Here is a 21,855-nt window from a genome sequence, read left to right as displayed (position 1 = left end):
ACACCAACGAGAAGAAACGGAGTGACTCATGAGTGGAGCGATCGGCGTCGTGGGCGCCGGGGTCATGGGAGTGGGCGTCGCCCAGAACCTGGCCCAGACCGGACACGAGGTCATCCTCGTCGACACCACCGAGGAGATCCTGGCCGAGGCGCGCTCGACCATCCGGAACAACTGCCGGATGAGCCGGCTGATGGGCGGTCCGGACGTGGACGCGGACGCCGTGCTGGCGAAGATCAGCACCGGGGTCGGCGCGGCGGCCGTGGCCAAGGCCGACATCGTGATCGAGAACGTCACCGAGAACTGGGCCGTCAAGGAGCAGGTCTACCGGGAACTGGATCGAGCCTGCGGGGCGGACACCGTGTTCGTGGTGAACACCTCGGCGATCCCGATCACCCAGGTGGCCTCGATCACCAAGCGGCCGGCGAACGTCATCGGGGTGCACTTCATGAACCCGGTGCCGGCCAAGCCGGCCGTGGAGATGATCCCCGGCGTGCACACCTCCGAGCGGACCGTCGAGCGCACCCGAGACATGCTCACGGCGATGGGCAAGCGCGCCATCCCGGTCAAGGACTCCTGCGGCTTCGTGTCCAACAGGGTCCTGATGCTCACCGTGAACGAGGCCGCCTACCTGGTGCACGAGGGCGTGGCCGACGCCGCCGGCGTCGACGACGTCTTCCGCAGCTGCTTCGGGCACCCGATGGGACCGCTGGAGACCGCCGACCTGATCGGCGTCGACACGATCCTCTACAGCGTCGAGGTGCTCTACGAGAACTATTCGGACAGCAAGTACCGGCCGTGTCCGCTGCTGCGCGAGATGACGGCGGCGGGGCTGCACGGTCGCAAGACCGGCCGCGGCTTCTACGACTACGGCGGTTCGAACCGGACCGTCGCCTGACCTGGCAAGCCGACCGACCCAGCAAGCCGACCGATCCACGAGAGGTACAGAAGATGGCTGAGAACGTGAAGGAGCAGATCCTCGGCTTCCTGGTGAGCCGTTTCCCGGATGTGCGGATCCAGGAGACCGAGGACATATTCCAGCTCGGGTTCGTCAACTCGCTGTTCGCGATGGAGCTGGTGATGTTCATCGAGAAGACCTTCGGCGTCACCATCCCGAACGAGGAGCTGCGCCTGGACAACTTCCGCACCGTGAAGTCGATGGCCGAGCTGGTCGACCGGCGGACGGCGCAGCCCGAGACGGCAGAGGTCTGATATGAGCCCCGCGAGCCCCGTCCTGGAGGCGGTGGAGTCCGGGACCGTTCGCGACCGGGCTGCGGCCCGGGCGTTCGTCGACGAGCACATCACGCCGCGCGCCAACGGATTCGAGCAGGACGGCCGCATCCCGGAGGAGCTGCTGGAGCGGATGGGCGCCGCGGGACTGTGGGCACCCTTCCTGCCGCACTCGTCCGGCGGCGTCGACATGGACATGGTGACGCTCGGCGAGATCCACGAGGAGGTGGGCCGCGGCTGCTCGTCGGTCCGCAGCCTGCTCACCGTGCACACGATGGTTTCCTGGGCGCTGCGGCGCTGGGGTTCGGACCTCCAGCGCGAACGGTGGGAGTCCGAACTGGCCCACGGCACGACGCTGGGCGCCTTCTGCCTGTCCGAGCCGGGTGCCGGCAGCGACGCCGGAGGCATCACGTCCACGGCCGTGCAGGCCGGCGGCGGCTGGACGCTGAACGGCACCAAGAAGTGGATCACCAACGGCCAGCGGGCGGACCTGTACCTGGTGTTCGCGCGCACGGCCGACAGCGTCGGCGCCTTCCTGGTGCCGCGCGACACCCCGGGTGTCCATGTGCAGCCCATCCCCGAGATCCTCGGCACCCGGGCCTCGATGCTCGCCGAGGTCATGTTCGAGGACGTCCGGCTCGGGCCCGAGGCGCTGCTCGGCCCCAGCGGTTTCACCGCCGGCATGCTGCTGACCGGAACCCTGGACCTGGGCCGCTACAGCGTCGCGGCCGGCTCGGTCGGCATCATCCAGGCCTGCCTGGAGGCCTGCGCCGCGTACACCACGCGGCGCGAGGTCGGCGGAACGCCGCTGCGCCATCTGCAGTTGATCCAGGCGAAGGTGTCCGACATGGTCACCGACGTCCGGGCGGCGCGGCTGCTGTGCCAGGAGGCCGGCCGGCTCAAGGACGTCCGCGACTCGGCGACGATCATGGCGACGTGGGTGGCGAAGTACTTCGCCTCCACGCGCGCCGCGGTGCACGCCTCCGAGGCGGTGCAGATCCACGGCGCCAACGGCTGCGGACCGGACTATCCGGTCGCGCGGCTGTACCGGGACTCGAAGGTCATGGAGATCATCGAGGGCAGCAACGAGATCCAGCGCGTGACGATCGCTGGCGAGGCATATCGGGAGATGAAGCTGTGAACGCTGTCAGTGTGGACGAGGGCCAGTCCGGGGCCGCTGTGCTCCCGGCCAAGCCGAAGCGCGGACGCGTCAAGTGCATCGTGTGGGACCTGGACAACACGCTGTGGGACGGGGTCCTCCTGGAGGACTCCGACGTCAAGGTGCGCGACTGGGTCGTCCGGCACATCAAGGAACTGGACGCCAAGGGCGTCCTGCACTCGATCGCCAGCAAGAACGATCACGACACCGCGATGGCCAAGCTGGAGGAGTTCGGGCTCGCGGAGTACTTCCTGTGCCCGCAGATCAACTGGAATCCGAAGTCCACCTCGGTCAAGATCGTCGCCGAGGTTCTGAACCTCGGGCTGGACGCGTTCGCGTTCGTCGACGACCAGGACTTCGAGCGCGACGAGGTCGGCTTCGGGACCCCGGAGGTCATCTGCGTCGACATCCTCGATCTGCCGGAGGCCGTGAACCGGCCGGAGTTCCAGCCCCGGTTCGTCACCGACGAGTCGGCACGGCGCCGGGAGATGTACCAGGGCCAGATCCTCCGCGACGGGCTGGAGAAGGATTTCGTCGGCACCAACGAGGAGTTCCTGGCGGGCCTGGAGATGGCGTTCACCATCGAGTCCGCCAAGGAGGCGGACCTGCAGCGCGCCGAAGAGCTCACGGTGCGCACCAACCAGCTCAACTCCACCGGCCGCACGTACTCCTACGAGGAGCTCGACGCGCTGCGCGGATCGCCGGACCACCTGGTGCTGGTCGCCTCACTGACCGACAAGTACGGCAGCTACGGCAAGATCGGGCTGGCGCTGGTGGAGAAGGGCGAGACGGTCTGGAACCTGCGCATGCTGCTGATGTCCTGCCGGGTGATGTCACGAGGCGTCGGGATGGTGCTGCTCAACCACATCATGCGGCTGGCCGCGCAGTCCGGCGCGAACCTGCGCGCGGACCTGGTCGAGACCGGCCGCAACCGGATGATGCAGATCACGTACGCCTTCGCCGGCTTTCGCGAAGTCGATCGGGACGGCGCGACCGCGATCCTTGAGGCGGACACCGGCGAGCTGCAGCCGCCGCCGGCCTACGTCCGGCTGGAGGTGCTGGCGTGACCGCGACGCCGGTGGTCGGGGACATCTCCCGGTGGATTCCGGTGCGGCCCCGGAACACGGAGCTGGACGCGCTTCCGCTCTTCTGCCTTCCGCACGCCGGCGGCGCGGCCTCGGCGTTCCGCTCCTTCCAGGACAGCGTGCCCGGAGTGGCCGTGCTCCCGCTTCAGCTGCCCGGCCGGGAGAACCGGCTTCGGGAGACTCCGTATCAGGACATGGAATCACTGGCCGCGGCGCTCGCGACGGTCGTGGTGACCGAAGCCGCGGGCCGGCCGTACGCGATCTACGGGCACAGCGTCGGCGCCCTGGTCGCCTTCGAGACCGTGCGGACGATCCGCCGGCGCGGCCGGCAACAGCCGGTCCACCTGTTCGTCAGCGGCTGCTCCGCGCCGTCCAGTCCTCCCGACGACGAACCCGTGGTCGCCGGGATGGCGACCTCCGAGGTGGTGCAGATGTTGCGCCGCCTCGGGGGCACGCCGGAGTGGCTGTTGGCCGACGCCGGTGCGCTGGAGATGATCCTGCCGCCGTTCAGGGCCGATTTCAGTGTGAAGCAGACCTATGACTACCGTCCCGAGCCTCCGCTGACGATCCCGGTCACGGTGCTCGCCAGCACCGACGATCCACGTGCGCCCGTCGTGCTGCAGGAGCAGTGGAACGAGCACACGGTCGGACCGGTCCAGCAGCATGTGCTGACCGGTGGGCACTTCGCGGTCTACGAACAGGCGGCGCTCACCAGAAGCCTCATTTCCGAGGCGTTGGCGTTGTGGACGGCGTACCGGTGAATTCTGGCGGAATGTGATGGCCGAAGTGGTCAGTGCACGCCTATCCCGGGAACCTCTCGGGTAGGGCACGCTGTAGACGGATTTCACGCCGTCAGTAGCCTGACCTCAAGACGAGAGGCCTATTCATGTTCGCTGGCTGGGGCGCGATCGTCGGCCGACTGCGGTGGTTGGTGGTGGTCTTGACCGTCGCCTTCGCCGTCTTCGCCGGGGTGTGGGGGACCGGAGCGTTCGGCAAGCTGTCCGGCAGCGCGACTCTGGACGATCCGAAGAGCGACTCGCAGATCGTCAAGGAGCGCATCGTCACGGACTTCGGGCGGACCGAGAGTGCCGATGTGGTGGGGCTCTACTCCAGCACCACGCTGGCGGCCACGGATCCGGCGTTCCAGAGCGCGGTGACCGCGGTCGAGGCTCGGGTCCGGGCCAATCCCTCGGTCGCCGGCGTGACCTCCTACTACGACACGCACTCGCCGTCGATGCTCTCCACGGACGGGCACTCGACGTTCATCTCGGTCAACCTCGTCGACGGGGTCTCGGACTCGAACGCCAAGAAGGTCCGGCACTCCCTGGCCGCCGACGGCCTCACCACGCTGGTCGGCGGGCAGAAGGTGGTCGACCTGGACGTCGGCAGCAAGGTCGGCGACGGCATCGCGATGGCCGAGAGCATCTCGATGCCGATCCTGACCTTGCTGCTGATCCTGGTGTTCGGCAACCTGGTCGCCGCGCTCATGCCGCCGCTGATCGGCGGCCTGGCGGTGCTCGGCGCGTTCACCGCGATCCGGGTGATCGAGCAGTACACGACGGTGTCGACGTTCGCGATCAGCATCGTCACGATTCTGGGCCTGGGCCTGGCGGTGGACTACGGACTGTTCATCGTCACCAGGTTCCGGGAGGAGCTCGACGCCGGCCAGGAAGTCCGGCCCGCGCTGGCCCGGACCATGGCCACCGCCGGCCGGACCGTCGCAGTGTCGGGGCTGCTCGTCGCGCTCGCGTTGTCCAGTCTGCTGATCTACCCGCAGGTGTTCCTGCGCTCGATGGGCTTCGGCGGTGCGGCGGCGGTGCTGGTCGCGATGATCGCCAGCCTCACCGTGCTGCCGGCGCTGCTGGCGATCCTCGGGCGCCGCGTCGACGCCCTGGCCCTGCCCTGGGCCCGGCGCCGCAAGCTGCGGACCGGATCCGTCGCACCCGCCGATCCCGATTCCGGCCGCTGGGCCAAGATCGCCGGAAGCGTGATGCGGCGCCCGGTCGTCTACCTGGTCGCGGTCCTGGTGGTCCTCGGCGTGCTGGCCGCGCCGGTGCTCAACGTCCACTTCGGCGGCGTCGACGAGCGGATGCTGCCGGCCGGGACGCAGAGCCGCGTGGTCTCCGAGAAGCTGGCCTCGGACTTCCCCGGCGGAGACATCCGGCCGATCAGGGTTCTGATCTCAGGGGTGTCTCCCGACGCCACGAAGCCCTACCAGCAGCAGCTCGCCGCGGTCCCGGGCGTCACCGGCACCTCGGTACAGGTCTCGAACTCCTCGGCCACCCTGCTGCAGGCGACCTTCGCCGGCGACGCGAGCTCGGTGGCCAACCAGGACCTGGTCAAACGGGTCCGGGCACTGCCGGCGCCGTCGGGAGCGACGATCCTGGTCGGCGGCACGACCGCCGGCATCGTGGACCAGTTGCACTCGGTGAGCTCCCGCCTGCTGTGGATGGGCTTGATCGTCGCCGGCCTCACCTTCCTGTTCCTGGCCGTGGCCTTCGGTTCGGTCCTGGTGCCGATCAAGGCGATCCTCATGAACGCGGTCTCGATCGGCGCGGCGTTCGGCGTCGTCACCTGGATCTTCCAGGAAGGACATCTGTCGGGCTTCTTCGACTTCACCCCGACCGGTTATGTCGAGGCCAGCCAGCCGGTCTTGATGATCGCGATTCTGTTCGGGCTGTCGATGGACTACGAGGTCTTCCTGCTCTCCCGGATCCGGGAACGCTGGGACGACCTCGGTGACAACCGCGCCGCGGTGGTCAGCGGCGTGCAGAGCACCGGCAAGATCATCACCACGGCGGCGGCGCTGCTGTGCATCGTGGTGGGCGCCTTCTCGATGGCCGACGTCACCTTCATCAAGATGATCGGCGTCGGCATGTTCGTCGCGCTTCTGGTGGACGCCACCGTGGTGCGTCTGCTCCTGGTCCCGGCCACGATGCGGCTGCTCGGCAGCGCCAACTGGTGGGCGCCGGGCTTCCTGCGCGCGCTGTACGGACGCTACGGCGTGCGGGAGGGCGACGCGCGCAGCGGCGGGCCTGTTCCGGCCAACGCGTCTCAGGAGCCTGCGCGGTAGGCGCCGAGGCTCTTCGGGACAACTCGACACGGCATACGGCGAGGCGGGGGGCCCCCCCCCCGCGGGGGGGCGCCCCCCCCCCCGGGGCCCCCCCCCCCCCCCCTCGCCGTGTCCCCGCGGGCGGCGCACTCGCGCCGCCAGGTCCCCGCGCGCGCCCGCACCCCTGTGACATCTATTCCCCGGCCACTCGCTGGCCACTTGCTGCTGCTAGCGACCCTGATCCGCCGCTGCCTACCGTTACGCCAGGCCCACTGTCAGGGTTCTCCTACCCAAGGGAAGTGACACCGTGCTCGATGCACTCGACCTGGCGAAGCGCTACGGTCCGGTCACAGCTCTGGCCGGCTTCTCGCTCACCGCCGCACCCGGCGAGATCGTCGGCCTGGTCGGCCACAACGGCGCCGGCAAGACCACCTTCGTGGAGATCGTCACGGCTCTGACCCGGCCGGACAGCGGCCGGGTGACCATCGACGGCAAGGTTCCGGCCAAGGCCAAGGGCCTGGTCGGGGTCACGCCGCAGCACTTGGGCCTGTACCCCTCCATCACCGTGCGCGAGCACCTGGAGCTCTTCGGGCGGCTGGCCGGGCTGCGCAAGGTCGCGCTGGCCGAGGCCATCGAAGAGCTCGGTGTCGCCCTGCGGCTCGGCGAGATCATGGACCGGCGGACCGGCGCCCTGTCCGGCGGCCAGCAGCGCCGCACCCAGGCCGCGACCGCGCTGATCAACAAGCCTCCGCTGCTCATGCTCGACGAGCCGACGGCCGGCGCCGACCTGGAGACCCGGCAGGCCATGCTCGACGTCGTCAAGCAGCGCGCCGGCGAGGGCGCCGCCGTCGTCTACACGACCCACTACCTCCCGGAGCTCACCGAGCTCCAAGCGACCATCGCCGTGGCCCGCGAGGGCCGGATCATCGCCCGCGGGACCTACGACGAACTCATCGAGGGCCTGCCGGGCGAAGTGCACGCCTGCTTCGAGGACGACGAGGACGTCCGGATCTCCACGACCGATCCGACGAAGTCCCTCATGGAGCTGCTGGCGGACAGCGAGCAGACGATCACCTCCGTCGAGGTCCGCAACGCCGACCTTGAGGACCTCTACCGATCCCTGGCGGTGGGCAGTGATACCTGAGCGAATCAGTGAGTCGTGGCAGCGCATCGCCGCGATAGCCCGGCACAACACCAGGATCCGGCTCCGGGACCCGGGCCAGGCGATCAGCTACATCGTGATGCCGATGGTCCTGATGGTCGTGCTCAAGCCGCTGTACGTGAAGGCGGTGCAGGGCGGCTCCACACAGGTGGTCACCGGCCTGCTGGTGATGTTCTCGGTGTTCGCGATCGCGGTGGCCGGCAACTCGATCCTGGTCGAGCGCAACTGGCAGACCTGGGACCGGCTGCGGGCCAGCCGGGCCACGGCGACCGAGATGCTGATCGGCAAGATCATCCCGATCTACGTGATCATGACGTTCCAGCAGGCGCTGCTGTTCGTCTACGGGTGCTTCGTCATCGGCCTGCCGGTGCCGAAGGACCTCGGCTACGTCGCGCTGGCCATCCTGGTGTGGGCGTTCGCGCTGCTGGCCGTCGGGGCCGCGCTGGCCACGGTCGCGCGCAGCTCCGGCGAGCTCGGCGTGATCTCCGACGTCGGCGCCCTGGTGCTGAGCTCGATGGGCGGCGCGCTGGTGCCGCTGAGCCTGATGCCGGGCTGGCTCCGGGCCGGGGCTCACGCCTCTCCCGGCTACTGGGCTTTGAAGATGGACCAGGCGGCCGTGGCCAACGACGCGCGCGGCGTGCTGGTGCCGGCGGCGGTGCTGGGCGGGCTCGGACTGCTCGCCGGCGTCTACGCGGTCCGTCGGCTGACCCGCGGCTGGGGCCGCACCCGAATGCTCTGACCATTCATGGACTAGGGGGCAACGTCGAATGGACCTGGACGACTTGGACGGCAGTGCCACAGGGCCGAAAGGCGAGCCGGAGATCGCGATCATCGGCATGGCCGGCCGGTTTCCGGGAGCGGACGACGTGGACGCGCTCTGGCGCAACATCAGTACCGGAGTCGAATCCTTCACCCGCTTCAGCGACGAGGACCTGCTGGCCTCGGGGGAGGACCCCGCGGAGTTCACCGACCCGAACTACGTCCGCCTGCGCCCGATCCTGAACGACGTGCGCGGCTGGGACGCGGCGTTCTTCGGCAGCAGCCCGCGCGAGGCGATGCTCGCCGACCCGCAGCAGCGGATCTTCGCCGAGTGCGCCTGGGAGGTCCTGGAGGCCGCCGGATACGGCGTGCCCGACGGACGCGGCGCGGTCGGCGTCTTCGCCGGGATGAACATCAGCACCTACCTGCTGACCCGGCCGAACGCCTTCCGCATGGGCGTCGAGGTCGCCGGGCTGATGGTCGGCAACGACAAGGACGCCCTGGCCACGGCCGTGTCCTACCGGCTCGACCTGCGCGGTCCGGCTGTGGCGGTCCAGACCTTCTGCTCGACCTCGCTGGTCGCGATCCACCTGGCGTGCGCGAGCGTGCGCCGCGGCGAGTGCGACATCGCCATCGCCGGAGGTGTCTCGATCCGAGTCCCGGACCGCGTCGGCTACATGTACCACGAGGGGAATCAGGCCTCTCCGGACGGCAAGGTCCGGACCTTCGACGCCGCGGCCAAGGGCAGCATGTACGGCGACGGCGCGGCCGTGGTCGCGCTCAAGCGCCTGGACCGCGCCGTCGCCGACCGGGACACCGTCCTGGCGGTGATCCGGGGCTCGCACATCAACAACGACGGCGCGCTGAAGTTCAGCTTCCAGGCGCCGAGCATCGACGGCCAGCGCCGCTGTGCCGCCGCCGCCATCGCGAACTCGGGCGTCGATCCGAACGAGATCTCCTACGTCGAGGCGCACGGCACGGCGACCGAGGTCGGCGACCCGATGGAGGTCGCGGCGCTCACCGGTGCCTTCGGACCGACCGAGCGCAAGCAGTACTGCCTGCTCGGCTCCGTGAAGCCGAACATCGGCCACCTGGACCGGGCCTCCGGGGCCACCGGTCTGATCAAGGTGGTGCAGTCGCTGCGGCACGAACTGATCCCGGGCACCGTCCACTTCAACACCCCGAACCCGGAGATCGACTTCGCCGCGAGCCCGTTCCGGGTGACCCCCGAGCCGACCCCCTGGCCGCGCCGGCCCGACCGGCCCCGCATCGCGGGGCTGAGTTCCCTGGGCACCGGCGGGACGAACGCGCACGCCATCGTCTCCGAGGCGCCCGAACCCGCGCCGCGGCCCGCCCGGCCGCGCCGGTGGCAGGTCGTGCCGGTCTCGGCGCGTTCGGAGGCGGCCGCGGATCAGGCCTGCACCCGCCTGGCCGACCGGCTCGCCGCCGATCCCGGCCTCGACCTCGGCGACGTCGCCTTCACCCTGCAGACCGGCCGCAAGGTCTTCTCGCACCGCCGGCTCGTCGTCACCGACTCCACGACCGAGGCCGCGCGGCTCATCGGGGACCCGTCGGCGCGGCTCGGCCGGGTGGACGCGGTGCTCGGCCGCCGCGTCGGCTTCCTGATCGCCGGCGTCGGCGAGCAGTACCCCGGGATGGTCGCCGAGCTGTACCGGGACGAGCCCGGCTACCGGGCGGACGTCGAGGAGTGCCTCGCGGTCCTCGGGATCGCCGAGGCCGGTCAGCTCTCGGACATCTTCGTCGAGGCGGACGGCACGCGGGCGGACGCCGCGCCGGCGGACGACCTCGCCCGGCTGCTCGGCCGCGTGCCGAGCGAGCCCGGCGAGCCGACGGCCCGGGCGGAGAACGCGCACCTCATCCAACCCGCGGTCTTCGTGGCCGAATACGCGCTGGCCCGCCAGCTGATCCGCTGGGGTGTCGAGCCGAAGATCATGATCGGCTACAGCCTCGGCGAATACGTCGCGGCCTGCCTGTCCGGAGTGCTGTCCCTGTCCGACGCGCTGCGGCTGGTCGCCTTCCGCGCCAAGCTCATCACCTCGCTGCCCGAGGGCGCGATGCTGGCTGTGGGCTGCGACGAGGCGCGCCTGAGGTCCGTGCTCGGCAGCACGCTGGACGATCTGGACGTCGCGATCCGCACCGGCAGCCAGGTGGTGCTGGCCGGCCCCGCCGAGGCCGTGACCGCCGCTGCGACTCTGCTGAACGGCGTCGGGATCGGCAACCGCCGCCTGGACACGACGCACGCCTTTCACTCCCGGATGCTGCTGCCGGTCGCCGAGGAGCTGACCGCGTGGGTCAAGGCCAACGTGACTGTGAACCCGCCGACGATCCCGTACCTGAGCAATGTCACCGGTCGGCCGGTGGACGCCGAAACCCTCGCCGATCCCGGCTATTGGGCCCGGCACATGTGCCAGACCGTCGAATTCGGCGCGGGCCTGGAGGAGATCCTGCGGGAATCCGACGCCGCGATGGTCGAGATCGGCCCCGGCCGCTCGCTCGGCGCGGTGACCCGCGCGCACCACGCCTGCGACCGGAACCAGTGGCCGTTGATCGTCACCTCGCTCCCGGCGTCGGCGGAGAGCCGCGGCACCCACGCCGCACTCACCGACATGATCGGCAACCTCTGGCTGACCGGCGTGCCGATCGACTGGCGGGCCCTGCACGACGGGTGGAAGCCGGGACGAGTCCCGCTTCCGACGTATCCCTTCCAGCGCCAGGACTACTGGCTGGACCCGGACGCCGGCGACATGCTCCGGCCCGGCGGTGCCGACACCCCGGCGTTCGACGAGAACGACCCCAGCAGCGTCCTGACCGGTTTGCCGCTGCTGCCGGAGTCACAGTGGATCAACGTTCCGACCTGGCGCCAGACGACGCCGCGCACGGCTCGCGCCGAAGCCGGGCGCTGGCTGGTCTTCGCCGCCGACGACGGCAGGTCCGACAAGCTCATCGCCGCGCTGGTGTCGTCCGGCGCGCAGGCGCTCGTGGCTCGGCCCGGCTCGGCGTTCGCCACCCGGCCGGACGGCTTCGTCGTGCGGCCCGGCTCGGTCGAGGACATGACCGCCGCGCTCACCGACTTGGCCAAGCGCGGTCTGGCCCCCGACCACGTGCTGCACCTGTGGACCGTCGGAGTGAGCGCCGAGGACGAGCCGGCCGGGGCCGCGCCGGACGCGGGCGGCGCCATCGGCGCGGTCCGCGGCGACGGGATCTTCGGGAACGTGGCCGGAGCCGCTTTCGGCGCCGTCGCCGACGCCGTCCGGGACGTCGCGCTCGACGCGTTCGGCAGCGTCGTCGGCGCCGCGGTCGGTGCCGTCCGGGACACGACTTTCGGTGCACCGGGAGTCGGCGCCCCGCACACCGTCTCCACCCGCTCGTTCCTGAAGCTGGGCCTGCACTCCGTCATCGCCTTCGCCAAGGCCGCCGGCGACGTCGGCCTGCCCGCGTGGACGCTCGACATCGTCACCGACGGCAGCCACCGGGTCCTGCCCGACGACGGCGTGCGGCCGGAGCAGGTCGCCGTGCTCGGGCCCTGCCGTCTGATCCCGGTCGAGTACCCGGGCGTCCGGACCCGCCTCATCGACGTCGAGGGCGGTGCCGTCGGCCGCCCCGCGCTGCGGGCGCTGCTGGCCGAACTCCGCTCCGAACCCGACGACCAGGTCGTCGCGCTGCGCGGGGGCCGCCGCTGGATCCCCGGCTACGAGATCATCGAAGAGTCCTGCATCGCCGACCTGCCCCCGGCCGCCGCGATCCGGCCCGGCGGCACCTACCTGGTAACCGGCGGCCTCGGAGGGATCGGACTGGCCATGGCCGAACGCCTGGCCCGCGACCACCGCGCCAACCTGGTCCTCATGGGCCGCACCCCGGTCCCGCCGCCGGACCAGTGGGGCCAGATCCTCGCCTCCGACGCGACCGCCCCCGAGGTCCGCCGCCGGATCGAGGGCCTGCGCCGCATCGACTCCGTGGTCACGGTCGCGGGCGACGTCGCCCGGCCCGCGGACGTCCGGCGCGCGGTCGACACGGCACTGGCCGAGTTCGGCCGGCTCGACGGGGTGCTGCACTGCGCGGGCGTCCCCGCGGTGGGCATGATGCAGTTCAAGACCGTCGCGGACATCGAGAAGGTGTTGGCGCCCAAGGTGTCCGGCACGCTCGCCCTCGCCGAAGTCCTGAAGACTCTGCCGACCCCCGTCGACTTCGTCGCCCTGTTCTCCTCGACGACCTCCTCCACCGGCGGCGGCGCGGGCCAGGTCGACTACTGCACCGGCAACGCCTTCCTCGACGCCTTCGCCGAGAGCGATCCGCTGCCCGGCACCCTCGTCACTTCCGTGGACTGGGGCGAGTGGATCTGGAACGGCTGGACGACCGGCCTCGACGACTACGACGAGGGCTCGCGGCAGTTCTTCGAGCAGTACCGCCAGACCTTCGGCATCCCCTTCGACGCGGGCTGGGAGACCCTCCAGCGCGTCCTGGCGTCGGGGGAGCGGCACGTCGTCGTCTCCACCCAGGACTTCACACCGATCGTGGCGATGAGCCGCCGATCCTCGATCCAGAGCCACCAGGACACGGTGAAGAAGGCGCGGGACGCCTTCGGCCGCCATCCGCGCCCGGACCTGTCGGCGGCGTACGTCGAACCGCAAACGCCCGCCGAGGAGGCCATCTGCGACGTCTGGGCCGAGGCGCTGGGCCTGGAGCAGGTCGGCGTGCACGACAACTTCTTCGAGCTCGGCGGCAACTCGCTGATCGGCATGGAGATCATCGCGCGGGTCCGCCAGGCGCTGGACGTCGCCACGCTGCCGCCGCACCTGCTCTACCAGGCCCCGACGGTGTCCTCGCTGGCCGCCGCCGCGGCCGCCGGCCACGACCAGGACGAGCAGGACCGGGAAGCCGAGGCCCGCGACCTCTACCGGGCCCGGATCGAACAGCGGCGCAGCAGTCTGCGCAAGGGGAGAGTGTGATGACGGTGTCGACGATCGACGACATGCTGGCGGAGGACGGCCACTACGCCACGGCCGTCGCGCTGGTGGGCATGTCCGGACGGTTCCCCGGCGCGGACAGCACCGACATGCTGTGGCGCAACCTGCGCGACGGGGTCAAGGGTCTGCGAGAGCTGACCGACGACGAACTGCGCGCCGCCGGAGCCACGCCGGGACAGCTCGCCGACCCGCGCTACGTGCGCATCGGCGGTCCGCTCAGCGGCCTCGACATGTTCGACGCCACGGTCTTCGGGATCAACCCGCGTGAGGCCGAGGCGATGGACCCGCAGCACCGGCTTTTCCTGGAGTGCACCTGGGAAGCGCTCGAAGGCGCCGGCTACTGCCCCACCGAGGCGCCGGGCCAGGTCGCGGTGTTCGCAGGATGCGGATTCCCCGACTACATCGTGCAGAACCTCCAGCACCTGCAGACCGAGCCCGGCGGCGTCCTGCTGATCGCGACCGGCAACGAGCGCGACTCTTTGGCCAACTTCGTGTCCTACAAGCTGGGACTTCGCGGACCGGCCGTCACGGTGCAGACGTTCTGCTCGACGTCCATGATCGCCATCCACCTCGCCTGCCAGAGCCTGCTGACGTACGAGTGCGATCTCGCCCTGGCCGGCGGCGCGTTCATCCCCCTGCCGCAGCCCTCCGGCTACCTCTACGAGCAGGGCGGCATCTCCTCGCCGGACGGCGTGGTCCGCAGCTTCGACACCGCCGCCAACGGCACGGTGATGGGCAGCGGGGTCGGCGCGGTCGCCCTCAAGCGGATGAGCGAGGCGGTCGCCGACGGCGACGTCATCCATGCCGTGATCCTGGGATCGGCGGCGAACAACGACGGCCGGGTCCGCGCCGGGTACACCGCCCCGGGCGTCGACGGCCAGGCCGAGGTGATCAAGCTCGCGCAGGGCGTGGCCGGGGTCAAGACCGACACCATCGGCTACGTCGAGTGCCACGCCACGGGCACCGTGCTCGGCGACTCCATCGAACTGGCCGCCATGGCCCGGGTCTTCACCTCCGCGCGCACCACGCCGTGCGTCCTGGGCACGTTGAAGCCGAGCCTGGGCCACCTGGACCGGGCCTCCGGGGTCGCGGCGCTGATCCGGGCCGCGCAAGTGGTCAAGAACGGGGTGCTGCCGGGCACGCCGAACTATCAGAACCCGAACCCCGCGCTGGCGACGGCCGCGGACCAGTTCACGGTGCTCACCCAGGACGCGGCCTGGCCGCAGGGCCCGTATCCGCGGCGGGCCGGAGTCAGCTCGTTCGGCCTCGGCGGGACCAACGCGCACGTCGTGCTGGAGGAACCGCCCGCACGGGAGGCTCGACCCGCTCGTCCCGGCCCGCACCTTCTGACGTTCTCGGCGTTGAACGAGAACGCGCTGACCGAGGTGACCGAGCGCCTGCGGACGTACCTCGAAGCGCATGAGGACGCCGACCTCGCCGACATCGCGTTCACGCTGCAGGTCTCGCGCGGCGGGTTTGCGTTGCGCCGGGCCGTCGTGTGCGACGACCGCCACGACGCGCTTGCGGCGCTGGCCGATTCCGCTCGGTGGATCGACGAGAAGACCCGCCGCCGGAATCCGAAGGTCCGACTCGTCGCGGGCGCGGAGGCGCCGGACGAGTGGTGGCCGCAGGTGCATGCGGCGATCGCCGAGACCGGGGTGCTCCAGCCGTCCGGAGCCGCTGCCGACGGCGGCGCCGAGCGGGTCATGGAGGAGCTCGGCGACTGGCTCACCGCGCTGGGCGTCCGCGTCGTCGCCGACGCCGGTGCCGACGGCGTCGAGGAGATCGTCATCGGTCCGGACCCCGACGCCCACCCCGACCCCGACCGCGCCGGCGCGCCGGCCTCGGCCCGGCAGTGGCTGCTCGCGACCGTGGCCCGGCTGTGGGAGGCCGGAAGCCAGATCAACTGGCCGGGCCTGCACGGTGGCCTCGGTCGTCGTGTGGAGCTGCCCACCTACCCGTTCCAGCGCCGCCGCTACTGGGTCGACGCCTTGCCGGCCGCCGCGACCACCCGGACGACCGGCCGGACGTACGACCGTTCGCAGTGGACGTACCTACCGACCTGGAACCGCCGCCCGGCCTCGCCGGCCGGGCTGGACGAGAAGCTCCGCGAGGCCGGGCCCTGGCTGGTCTTCACCGCGGACTACCGCGGCGAGGCGCTGGTCGAGAGGCTGGCCGCGGCCGGCGCCGACGTGACCGCGGTATCCCCGGGCGAGGACTTCACGCAGGACCCGGCGGGTTTCACCGTCCGTCTGGACGTTCCGGAGGACATGGCGCGGGTTCTCAGTGCCCTGCCGAACCCGCCGCGCGCCGTCGTCCACGGCTTCAGCCTGGGCAGCACGCGGGCGGACGGCGACCTGATGGCCCACTTCGACGCCGAACAGGACCGCGGCTTCTACTCGGTCCTCGGCCTGGCACGCGGCCTGATCGACGAGACCGGCGCCGCGCCTCGCGCCGAAGTCATCCTGCTGACTTCCGGAGCCTGCGGCGTCATCGGCTCGGACCTGCTCCATCCCGAACACTCGACGCTCGCCGCGCTGGCTCCGAGCCTCGCGCAGGAGAATCCGCGGGTGCGCAGCCGGAACATCGACATCGACGATGTCAGTTCCCTGAACGCGATGCTGGCCGCGGCGGTCGGCCCGTACGAAGGACCGGTCGCGGTCCGCGCCGGAGAGGCGTGGCTCCAGGTCTACGAACCCTGCCCGACCGACGAGATCGGGCCCGAGAACCAGTCCATCGCGCAGGGCGACACCGTGCTGATCACCGGTGGGCTCGGCGACGTCGGGCTCGTGCTCTCCCGCCATCTGGCGGACAAGTACGGATGCAAGCTCGTCCTCACCGCTCGCACCACGGTGCCCCCGCGAGAAGAGTGGGAAGCGTTCCTGGAGGAAGTACCCGAAGGCGGAGAACGCACCGCCCGGCACATCCGCAACATCCAGGACCTGGAAGCGCGCGGTGCCGAAGTTCTCGCGATGTCGGCCGACGTCGCCGACGTCCAGCAGATGCGCGCGGTCGTCGAGGCCGCGGTGGAGCGGTTCGGGAAGATCGACGTGGTGCTGCACGGCGCCGGCGTCCAGGACCCGCGGTACTTCGACTACGCGCACCTGATCGAGCGGCCCGCATGCGAGGCGCACATGGCCGCCAAGGTGAAGGGCTTCCAGGTGCTGCAGGAAGTCCTCGGCGACCAGTGTCCCGACCGGCGGATCACGATGTCCTCCGTCGCGACCGTCCTGGGCGGTATGACGCTGGGAGCGTACGCGGCGGCCAACGCGGCGCTCGACGCCTACCTCCGGCTCGCGCGCCGCGACGGTGTCGGCGGACGCTGGATCACCGTGGACTGGGACACGTGGAGCATCGATCCCGACCGGTTGGCCACCCACGGTCCCGGCGTCACCGACTACGCGATGGCCCCCGCGGAGGCCTGCGACGTCTTCGAACGGACCCTCGCCGCCGGCGACCGCCTCGGCCACCTCGTCATCTCGACCGGCTCGCTCGACCACCGGATCGAGCAGTGGGTCACCGGTGATCTGCACGACGCCGACGACGATGACGACCGCGAGCTCCACCCGCGCCCGGACCTCAACACCCCGTACGTCGCGCCGCGTGAAGGTACGGAGAAGACCTTGGCCGACATCTGGTCGAAGGTGCTGGGCATCGAGTCCATCGGCTCGGCCGACAACTTCTTCGAGCTCGGCGGCCACTCGCTGATCGCGATCAATCTGACGACCCGCATCCGCAAGAACCTGGGCGCGGCGATCCCCATCACGGGCCTGCTGGAGAGCCCGACCATCGGCCAGCTCGCGGCCCTGATCGACGGAGCCGGCCATGCCGCGTCCGCCTGAGTACCTTCGGAAGATCCAGGACTTCGCCCGCCGCGAGCTCATCGGTTCCGAGGAACTGCTGGACTCGTTGGCGCCTGCCCCGCTGCCGCTCTACGGACGCTTCGCGGACACGGGCCTGGCGAACTGGTGGATGCCGAAGCGGCACGGCGGTATGGAGCTCAGCTTGGAGGAGAGCGTCCGGATCGTCTCAGAGCTCTCCTATGGCGACGCCGGCGCGGCGTTCACGCTGTTCATCCCGATCCTGACGACGAGCATGGTCGGCTGGTACGCGAGCGAGGAGATCCAGGAGCGCCACCTGGGAAGCCTGATCGCGGAGAACGGCTTCTGCGCGACGCTCGGGAGCGAGCACGAAGCGGGCAGCGAGCTGGCACGGATGTCGACGACGGTCCGGCGCCAGGGGGAGACGCTGATCGTGAACGGTCAGAAGGCGTTCTCCACCAACACCGACTTCGGGCGGTTCCTGGTCGTGATCGCAAGGGTCGAGGACGCGGCTTCGGAGTACCTGGCCGTCCTGATTCCGCGCGATACGCCGGGCATCACCGTCGACAAGCGGTGGGACGTCATCGGCCTGCGGTCGTCCGCGACGTATCAGGTGTCGCTGACGGACTGCCGCGTCCCGGCCGGCAACGCGCTGCGCGGCAACGGCTTGCGGATCCTGGAAGTCGGCCTGAACGCCAGCCGGATACTCATCGCCACCACCGCGTTGGGAATCGCACGGCGGGCCCGCGACCTGTGTATGGACTACGCGAAGACCAAGACGGTGAAGAACGCGCCGCTGGCCGCCAACCCCGTGTTCGCCGCCAAGCTCGGCCAGTTCGAGATGCAGATCGAGGTGATGGCCAACCAGTGCCTGGCGGCCGCCCGCGAGTACGACGCGATCGCCGCGGGCCCCAACGCGGGCGAGGAGTTCCTCCGACAGGGCACGCTCAAGTCGGCGGTCACCACGAAGATGTTCTGCGGTCAGACGGCCTGGCAGCTCGTGTCCACGGCCTCTGAGATGTTCGGCGGTGTCGGCTACACGAACGAGTCGGTGATCGGGAAGCTGCTGCGCGACGCGCGGTACGTGTCTATCGTCGAAGGCGGGGACGACGTGCTGCGCGAGCTGATGTTCAGCCGGTACGTCGTGCCGGTGTCCAAGCGGACGTGAGCCGGCGGATGTGAGTCGGCCGGGGTGAGCCGGCGGGCATGAGCCGGCCGGCGTCACCAGACGGCGAAGGCGTCCGACCACAGGCGAATCAGATTGTCGCTGCCACCGGCGGCGACAATTCTGCTGTCCGGACTGATCGCCACTGATCGGACACCGCTGTTGAGCGATCCGTGAATCTTCAAGGTGCCGAGAATGGACGCGTCGGCCATACGGCACACGCGGATCTGCTGGCCTCCGAACACCGCGAAGGTTCTCGCATTGCGGCTGAACGCCGCGGGGCCCATTGTCAGGCTCACGAAGGCTTGCAGGTTTTGGATCCCGTTCCGGTCGGCCGCATCGCCGACGGTGTGCGAGGTCGCTTGGCCGGAGACCACGTCCCAGGTGACTTTGGTGGCGCCGAGTCCGACGGAAACACCGGTGACGTTTCTACCGTCAGCACTGAAAGTGACGGAATTGAACAGCTGGACTCCTTTGCGGCGAAAGGAGTTGACGACGGCGCCGGAGTGGAGATCCCATATCTTGACGGATCGGCCGCCGGTGGCCAGTCTTCTGCCGTCGGGGCTGAACGCCGCGGCGCCGACGTCGGATCCTCTGCTCGTCAGCGTGGTGGGATCGGCTCCGGTGCCATGCCACAGCCACGCGTGGCCGAACAAGCCGCTGCCGGTGGCCAGACCGGTGCCCGCCAGGGTCATTCCGTCCGGACTGAATGTCAGGTATCTGATGCTCTGCGGCCTCGCGGCGTCCGTGACGAGGGTGGCGGTCATGGCTCCGGTCCCGGCGTTCCACAGCCGGACGGCCTTGTCCTTGCCGCTGCTGGCGATGGTCGCGCCGTCGGGGCTGAAGGCCAGCTCGACGACGCCGCCGGTGTGGGCTGCGAGAGCGCCCCTCAGGGTGCCTGTGGCGACGTTCCATACGCGGATGGTTCCGTCGTTGCCGCCGCTGGCCAAGGTACGGCCGTCGGGGCTGAAGGCCAGTGAGCGCACTGCTTTGGTGTGGCCGGTGAGGATGATGGTGCCGGCGTTTCGCCAGGTGGGCTGCTTCTGCACTGGCTTGGACTCGCGCACCGACTCGGGGTCGGGCTTCGGTTCGGGCTCCGGTTCGGGCTTCAGCTCGGGCATCGGTTCGGGCTTCGGCTGAAAGGCCGCACGCGGTCCAGTCGATGCTCCGCTGTGCTGACCACGAACCACCAGCGCTTCGGTCAGCATCGCCTGTGCTTGCTCGACGGTGGGACGGCTGTCGGGGTCCTTTTCCGTCAGCGCCAGGATCAGCGGCCTGAGCCGGCCGGCGTGCTCTGTGTCCGGCAACGGCTTGGCCAGAATGGCGGTGACGGTTCCCGTAGCCGAGCCCTTGGCGAACGGCGAGTAGCCCTCCGCGGCCTCGAACAGCGTGACGCCGAGGCTGAACAGGTCCGAGGCCGGGTTGTCGGAATCGCCGTCGTAGCGCTCCGGTGCCATGTACGCCGCGGAGCCGATGACGATCCCGGTCTGCGTCAGCGCGGCATCGCGCGTGTTCTTGGCGATCCCGAAGTCCGTGAGCAGCGCACGACCGTCACCGTCCTCGATCATGATGTTGTGCGGCTTCACATCCCGGTGCACGATCCCAACGCGATGCGCCAACCCCAGCGCGGACAGCATCTGCCCGGCCATAGCCGCCACCGCGTCCACCGCCATCGGCCCGGACTTCAACAACCCGGCCAGCGAACCACCCTTCACGAACTGCATCACCGTCCACGGCGAGCCGCCCTCATTGACCACATCGTAAACAGTGACGATGTTGGGATGATCGGCAAGAGCGGCAGCGTTGTGCCCCTCCTTGACGGCGCGCGCCAAGAACTCCGTATGCTCAATCGGGGGAATCCGGTCGAGCGACACCTCTTTGATCGCGACAGTCCGCCCCAGCCGCGTGTCAAGGCCCTCCCAGACCTTTCCCATTCCCCCCGACGCGACCACCCGTACCAAGAGGTAGCGCCCACCACCGATCGACCCCCGCGCCGCCTCACTCACATGATCCCCCTCGGCCGCCGACGAAAGAATCGGGATACTTATCCTATTCCGATGGGCGGCGCCACCCGGCCCGATCCGCTTGGCGATCGCCTCTCGTTTCGCAGGGCTTCGCCAGGCCGAGGTGCGAGTACCCCTACCGACAGCCGATATGCTGGCATTCGGGACGGGGCTGGCGGCGGAGGATAGGAACGATTTGGGCGGCAGGGTACAGCGGACGGACAGAAGGGTTCCTGCACGGGCCGCCGTGCGGGGGCACGCGTCCAATGAGAGCCGTCTCAGCAGTCGCCGCACACGCCCCGGGTCTGATCCGGGTGGAAAGCCCTGGCGCGAAGTGGAACTGTTGTTTCTGCCGGGGTTGGACGAGGTCGTGCGCGAGGAGATTGCCGACCGGCTGCCAGACGCCAGGCACGTATCCGCAGTGTCCGGCCGCGACGACTCACTGAAGTTCTCACTTCGCGGTTCGCTGGCGCCTTTGCTCGGCCTGCGGACAGTCGTCGCGCCCTTCGTGGTCCTGCGTTTTCCCGTCCCGCGGCCCAAGTCGTTGTCCAGCCCAGAGTACTTCCCAGTGATCACGGAGGCTGTGCAAGAGGTGGTGCGCCTCAACCGGACGCGCCCGCCAGTCTCGTTCCGCATCGACGCCGCGGGCCGCGATTCGCCGGTGATGCGGGCCTTCGCCGATCGGGTCGCCCATGCGACAGGGCTGCGACACGACGAAGAGGATGGCGAGTGCGTGCTCCGTGTCAGACGCGCCCCCGACTCCGATGCGTGGGACGTGCTTGTCCGGCTGTCGACGCTGCCGCTGTCCGCGAGACCTTGGCGCGTGGAGGGCTACGACGCTGCGGTCAACGCCACGGTGGCGGCGGCTATGATCCGTCTTTCCCGCCCTCGGCCAGGCGATCGGGTCGCCAACCTGATGTGTGGATCCGGCACGATCCTCATCGAGCGCATGCTGGCCGGACCGGCCGCGACAGCGGTGGGCGTCGACGTGTTCGAGCCGGCGGTGCGGGCAGCCGAGGCGAATGCCGTCGCGGCGGGGGTCGCCGGGCGGATCGAACTGTTGGTCGGCGACATCATGGGTTCAGGCTGGCAGGAGCACGGCCCCTTCGACTGCCTGTACGCCGATCCGCCGTGGGGCGACAAATCGGGCCGCCACAGTGACAATGAGCAATTGCACGCCGCGCTTCTCGACCGGGCGGCTGCGGCTGCCCGGCCAGGCGCCCGGCTCGTGGTACTCACCCATGAGATCAACATCATGGAACGCTGTCTGCGTCGGGCCGCTGATCTGTGGGCGCTGGAATCCCAGACCAGGGTCTTCCAAAAGGGTCATCACCCGAGGATCGGTCACGTCCGCGCTGGTGGTGTATGGGGTGGCCAGCGGGTGATCCTGTGTTGTTGTTAGGCGATCAGGGCTGCCGGTTCTGCATCCGGTTCGGG

13 protein-coding genes are annotated in these 21,855 nt (G+C 70.0%); 12 read left to right on the top strand and 1 reads right to left on the bottom strand.

All coding sequences use genetic code 11. From position 1 onward, the window contains the following. Positions 1-28 precede the first annotated feature (28 nt). From ABH935_RS41240 to ABH935_RS41190, 11 genes are all read left to right on the top strand, one after another. A complete protein-coding gene (locus ABH935_RS41240; RefSeq protein WP_370383429.1) occupies positions 29-895 on the top strand; it encodes a 3-hydroxyacyl-CoA dehydrogenase family protein in 867 nt (288 codons plus the stop codon). A 53-nt stretch (positions 896-948) separates the two neighbouring features. Next, positions 949-1,209: an acyl carrier protein gene (locus ABH935_RS41235; RefSeq protein ID WP_370383428.1), complete on the top strand. Its 261-nt coding sequence runs from the start codon at positions 949-951 to the stop codon at positions 1,207-1,209. Between the two features lies 1 nt (position 1,210). Further along, positions 1,211-2,368, top strand: a complete 1,158-nt coding sequence (locus ABH935_RS41230) for an acyl-CoA dehydrogenase family protein (RefSeq protein ID WP_370383427.1) — start codon at positions 1,211-1,213, stop codon at positions 2,366-2,368. Further along, positions 2,365-3,453 (top strand): HAD-IIIC family phosphatase, encoded by a 1,089-nt coding sequence (locus ABH935_RS41225; protein WP_370383426.1) that lies wholly within the window; start codon positions 2,365-2,367, stop codon positions 3,451-3,453. The genes ABH935_RS41230 and ABH935_RS41225 overlap by 4 nt, the downstream gene beginning before the upstream one ends. Then, on the top strand, positions 3,450-4,232 hold the full coding sequence (locus ABH935_RS41220) for a thioesterase II family protein (RefSeq protein ID WP_370383425.1): 783 nt from the start codon (positions 3,450-3,452) through the stop codon (positions 4,230-4,232). The genes ABH935_RS41225 and ABH935_RS41220 overlap by 4 nt, the downstream gene beginning before the upstream one ends. A 125-nt stretch (positions 4,233-4,357) precedes the next feature. Continuing rightward, positions 4,358-6,544, top strand: a complete 2,187-nt coding sequence (locus tag ABH935_RS41215; RefSeq protein WP_370383424.1) for an MMPL family transporter — start codon at positions 4,358-4,360, stop codon at positions 6,542-6,544. Between the two features lie 286 nt (positions 6,545-6,830). Further along, on the top strand, positions 6,831-7,667 hold the full coding sequence (locus ABH935_RS41210; protein WP_370383423.1) for an ABC transporter ATP-binding protein: 837 nt from the start codon (positions 6,831-6,833) through the stop codon (positions 7,665-7,667). After that, positions 7,657-8,424 carry an ABC transporter permease gene (locus ABH935_RS41205; protein ID WP_370383422.1) on the top strand — a complete coding sequence of 256 codons (768 nt, stop codon included), beginning with the start codon at positions 7,657-7,659 and terminating at the stop codon, positions 8,422-8,424. The genes ABH935_RS41210 and ABH935_RS41205 overlap by 11 nt, the downstream gene beginning before the upstream one ends. Positions 8,425-8,452: 28 nt before the next feature. After that, positions 8,453-13,411: an SDR family NAD(P)-dependent oxidoreductase gene (locus ABH935_RS41200; RefSeq protein WP_370383421.1), complete on the top strand. Its 4,959-nt coding sequence runs from the start codon at positions 8,453-8,455 to the stop codon at positions 13,409-13,411. After that, positions 13,411-17,271 carry an SDR family NAD(P)-dependent oxidoreductase gene (locus ABH935_RS41195; protein ID WP_370383420.1) on the top strand — a complete coding sequence of 1,287 codons (3,861 nt, stop codon included), beginning with the start codon at positions 13,411-13,413 and terminating at the stop codon, positions 17,269-17,271. The genes ABH935_RS41200 and ABH935_RS41195 overlap by 1 nt, the downstream gene beginning before the upstream one ends. Next, positions 17,255-18,418, top strand: a complete 1,164-nt coding sequence (locus ABH935_RS41190; RefSeq protein WP_370383419.1) for an acyl-CoA dehydrogenase family protein — start codon at positions 17,255-17,257, stop codon at positions 18,416-18,418. Before ABH935_RS41195 ends, ABH935_RS41190 begins: the two co-directional genes overlap by 17 nt. Before the next feature lie 53 nt (positions 18,419-18,471). Here ABH935_RS41190 and ABH935_RS41185 read toward each other — a convergent pair whose 3' ends face one another. Then, entirely contained in the window at positions 18,472-20,421 is a 1,950-nt protein-coding gene (locus ABH935_RS41185; RefSeq protein WP_370383418.1) for a WD40 repeat domain-containing serine/threonine protein kinase, read from the bottom strand. Positions 20,422-20,752: 331 nt separating this feature from the next. On the opposite strand from ABH935_RS41185, the gene ABH935_RS41180 reads away from it, so the two are divergent. Beyond that, a complete protein-coding gene (locus ABH935_RS41180) occupies positions 20,753-21,820 on the top strand; it encodes a methyltransferase (protein WP_370383417.1) in 1,068 nt (355 codons plus the stop codon). Positions 21,821-21,855 lie beyond the last annotated feature (35 nt).

It is taken from the genome of Catenulispora sp. GAS73 (assembly GCF_041262085.1).
Classification (GTDB): Bacteria; Actinomycetota; Actinomycetes; order Streptomycetales; family Catenulisporaceae; genus Catenulispora.
This window is presented reverse-complemented; position numbering and strand designations above follow the sequence as displayed.